The sequence below is a fragment of the Henriciella aquimarina genome (assembly GCF_002088975.1).
Classification (GTDB): Bacteria; Pseudomonadota; Alphaproteobacteria; order Caulobacterales; family Hyphomonadaceae; genus Henriciella; species Henriciella aquimarina.
In genome coordinates this window covers 1-3,915 of record NZ_NCST01000064.1, presented here as the reverse complement: position 1 = coordinate 3,915, position 3,915 = coordinate 1, and the positions used below count along the sequence as shown (strand labels likewise).

General features: G+C 60.1%; 3 protein-coding genes. 1 reads left to right on the top strand and 2 read right to left on the bottom strand.

Annotation, left to right across the window (positions count from 1 at the left end; all coding sequences use genetic code 11):
- Positions 1–168: 168 nt before the first annotated feature.
- Both istB and istA read right to left on the bottom strand, forming a co-directional pair.
- Positions 169–933, bottom strand: a complete 765-nt coding sequence (istB, locus tag B8784_RS10365) for an IS21-like element helper ATPase IstB (protein ID WP_084396756.1) — start codon at positions 931–933, stop codon at positions 169–171.
- Positions 930–2,417, bottom strand: a complete 1,488-nt coding sequence (gene istA, locus B8784_RS10360) for an IS21 family transposase (protein WP_169712612.1) — start codon at positions 2,415–2,417, stop codon at positions 930–932. Before istA ends, istB begins: the two co-directional genes overlap by 4 nt.
- 532 nt (positions 2,418–2,949) lie before the next feature.
- Here istA and B8784_RS10355 point away from each other — a divergent pair.
- Positions 2,950–3,900: an IS110 family RNA-guided transposase gene (locus B8784_RS10355; protein ID WP_084396263.1), complete on the top strand. Its 951-nt coding sequence runs from the start codon at positions 2,950–2,952 to the stop codon at positions 3,898–3,900.
- The last annotated feature ends 15 nt before the right edge of the window (positions 3,901–3,915 follow it).

Sequence of the window (3,915 nt, the reverse complement as noted above, 5' to 3'; positions counted from 1 at the left end):
TGTCAACGGCGGAGTAAAACCCGACCAAAGGGCGGCGCAAAAGTAGGCCACTTTGGGGTTGGGCGTGAAGGGCGCATAGAGCGCTGGCGGCCAGTCGACCGCGCTCCCCAAATAGCTGGCGGTTGACTGGCCGCCTTGGCCCGTGAGGGCCAAGTCATGGATTGTCGGTCAGGAGGTTTTGGTGGCTTTTCGCGCCTGGCTTTGGGCCAGGCGATAACTTTCGCCGTTCATCTCGAGGATGTTGACGTGGTGGGTCAGCCGGTCGAGGAGCGCCCCGGTCAGGCGCTCGGTTCCGAAGGTCTCCGTCCATTCATCGAAGGGCAAGTTGCTCGTGATCAGCGTAGCCCCGCGCTCGTAGCGCTGCGAGATCAATTCAAAGAGCAGCTCGGCCCCGGTTTTGGAGAGAGGGACGAAGCCCAATTCGTCGATGATCAGCAGCTTGGCGTTGGCCATCTGTTTTTGGACCCGCAGCAGGCGACGCTCGTCGCGCGCCTCCATCAGTTCGTTGACCAAGGCCGCGGCGGTGGTGAAGCTGACCGTCATCCCTTTCTGGCAAGCAGCGAGCCCCAGGCCGAGGGCGACGTGGGTTTTGCCGGTGCCGCTTGGGCCGAGGGCGATCACGTTCTCGCGCCGTTCGATCCAGTCGCAGCGCGCCAGTTCCAGCACCTGCATCTTGTTGAGCTTGGGGATTGCCTTGAAGTCGAAGCTGTCGAGGCTTTTGGTGGCCGGGAACTTGGCCGCCTTGATGCGGCGCTCGACCATCCGTCGCTCGCGATCGATCAGCTCCAGTTCGACCAGGCGCGTCAGGAACTGGACATGGTCCAAGCCCTCGGCGGCGCATTGGCGCGCCACCTTCTGATACTCACGCAGGAATGTCGGAAGCTTCAGCCTCTTGAGGTGATGCTCCAGCAGGATTTCGGGGGCATGGGTCATTCCGCAGCCTCCGACATCAGGGACATGTAGCTGGCCGCTGAGGTCGTCTCGACCCGCGCCCGTGGCAGGTAGGGGTACACGTCGAGGTCGAGCCGTGGTGGCCGCTTCTCGACCTGACACAGAACCAGATGCTTCACAGCATCAAAGCCGACCGCGCCCATCTTCAGGGCCTGCTTTACGGCGGCGTGTAGCTCCTCCATGCCGAAGGTCTCCAGAAGACGCAGCACCTGGACATACTCGCGGCGCCCTATCTTCAGCATGCGCGCTTCCATCAGGCGGCGCAGCGTGTCGAACTCTTTTGGCAAGTCCCACTCCGCAAGGGGCGCAGCCTGATCCAAAGCATTGATCTTGCGTTCGATCAGCGGGAGGTAGTGGATCGGATCGAACACCATGTCCTCGCGCGCGTAGCACCGCGGATGGCGTGCGATCACGTCCCCACGGCAGCCAATCACCACCTGATCGACATAGGCCCGCACCCACACATCCTGATGGCCATAGGCCACGGGGACCGAGTAATCGTTGGTGTTGTAGCGGACCAAAGACTGGGAGCTCACCCGGCCGCTGGCCTGTGCGCAGGCCTCAAAGGGGGCGGCTGGCAAGGGGCGCATCTCGGCCAGATCCCGCTGCAGGCGCGCGCCGATCATCTCCGTGTGCCCACGCAAGGTGTCGCCCTGACGGGCACGGCACTGCTCTTCAAGGTAGGCGTTGAAGCTCTCCCAATCCGGGAAGTGGGGGATCGGCACCATGTGGTTGCGGCGCACGTAGCCCACCATCCCCTCGACATTGCCCTTGTCATTCCCTTTGCCCGGCCGCCCGTAGCGGTCTCGGAACAGGTAGTGCGACAGCAATCCGCTGAACTGCGTCGCGCGGACCCGTGTCCCATCCGGCTGGATCTTCGAGACCAGGCAACGGTCGTTGTCATAGAGAACCGACAGAGGCACCCCGCCAAAGAAGGCAAAGGCATGCACATGCCCGTCCATCCAGGCCTCCGCCGTCGCCGCCGGATAGGCCCGCACGAAGTAGGCATCGCTGTGCGGCAAATCCAGGACGAAGAAGTGGGCCTTTTGTTCGACACCCCCGATCACAACCAACGCTTCGCCAAAATCGGCTTGCGCATGGCCCGGCGGATGCGCCAGCGGCACGAACATCTCACGGGTGCGTCGTTCACGCTGCCGAACGTAGTCCTTGATAATCGTATAGCCGCCGGTGAACTCGTGTTCCGCCTTGAGCCGCTCGTGGATCCGCTTCGCTGTGTGGCGCTGCTTGCGAGGCAACTTCTTGTCCTCTTCAAGCCAGCCGTCGATGATCTCGCTGAACCCATCAAGCTTGGGACGCTTGATCTCCTTCGTGCGCCGGTATCCCGGCGGCGATGAGAACGCCAACATCTTGCGAACGCTGTCGCGCGATATGTTGAAATGGCGCGCCAGATCCCGCTGGCTCATCCCCTCGCTGCGCGCCAGCCTGACCTTCAGATAAAGTTCCACGGTGTAAATCTCCTCGCCCTCCCTGCTGCCGCAAGAAGGGAAAAAGTGGACGACTTTTACGCCGCCCGCACCGCCAATACGACGGCGCTACCGTGGTCTAATTTTGCACCGCCGTTCTCACGGATACAGGGACCTCCTGACTGCACAGACCTGAGCAGATCCAATTTGGCATCAGACCTTGATCCGGCGATCACCCCTCGCTGACGCGAGGGGGCTGTTTCGCGGGCGGCACGCCGCCAGCGGCCCGGCTCGTCTCCGGACCTCTGGTCTGCCCTTCCGGGCAGCCCAGCGGCATGCGGGTGTCTCGCCGGTGATCGCGCCAGCCTGCGCTTGTCTTAGAGATTCCTGGTCTTCTGGTTAGAAAAGAACCGCTGGTGGGGACTGCGCAATTTCCCCGCCGGCGTAGAGGAACGGATCGTGCCTGCGCTGGCTGAGTAAGTGCCGTTGGGAAGTTTGATCGTCCTCTTCATTTCCATGCGACCTGAACGGATACGAGGGCATCTAGGCCCGTACGACAAGCAAAGGATCTGGAATGTCCATCGAACCAGTTCGCCAGCATATCGGCGTCGATATTTCAAAGAGCACTCTGGATGCGCACATGTATCCTGAGGGCAGGACCATAACTGTCCCGAATGATAAAAAAGGATTCAGGCAATTGCTGACCTGGATGGCAGGATGTCATCTTGAACAGCTACTCTATGAACCGACCGGGCAGTATCATCTTGCCTTCGAGAAGTTCTTCCTGAAAGCCGAAATACCTCTCGGCAAGGTCAATCCACGGCAGGCTCGACGATTTGCGGACGCATTGGGTGTGTCGGCGAAAACAGACACGATCGATGCCGGGCTTATCGCAAAATACGGGGCGATGATTTCTGTGCGCCGCGTCAGCGACAGAACGATCAAGTTCAATGAAATGAAAGAGCTACAATCGGCTCGGCGCGCTCTGGTGAAAGACAGGACACGCGCGTCCAACCGGTCTTCCGCCCGGATAGCTCCCTTGTTGCGGCGCCAGGCACGGGAAAGGATTGAGCAGATCGACCGTCACATGAAAGCAATCGACGCGGCTCTTCGTTTGCTGGTCCGTGATGATGAATTCCTGAAAGCCAGATTCGACATTCTACAGACTATTCCTGGCATTGGAGAAACAACCGCGATCATGCTTCTGACCGAGATGCCCGAACTCGGCTTCATCGATCACAAGGCGGCCGCCAGTCTTGCAGGACTTGCTCCGATCGCTCGGGACAGCGGCACGTTTCGAGGCAAGCGATACATACAAGGTGGAAGAGCACATTTGCGACAGGCGCTCTATATGCCCACCCTCGTTAGCATAAAGCATAATCCGGAATTCAGCGCGAAATACCAGATGATGGTCGCCACCGGAAAAGCGCCAAAACTGGCCATCACAGCCATAATGAGAAAGCTTATCGTCCTGGCGAACAGTCTGCTTCGCGATAGCCGAAACTGGGTTCCAAGCCGGACTTGACGAAGACGGATACTT

Excerpts from the sequence above, each read along its gene's own strand:
- istB (WP_084396756.1), bottom strand. The coding sequence starts at position 933 with ATGACCCATGCCCCCGAAATCCTGCTGGAGCATCACCTCAAGAGGCTG.
- B8784_RS10355 (WP_084396263.1), top strand. The coding sequence starts at position 2,950 with ATGTCCATCGAACCAGTTCGCCAGCATATCGGCGTCGATATTTCAAAG.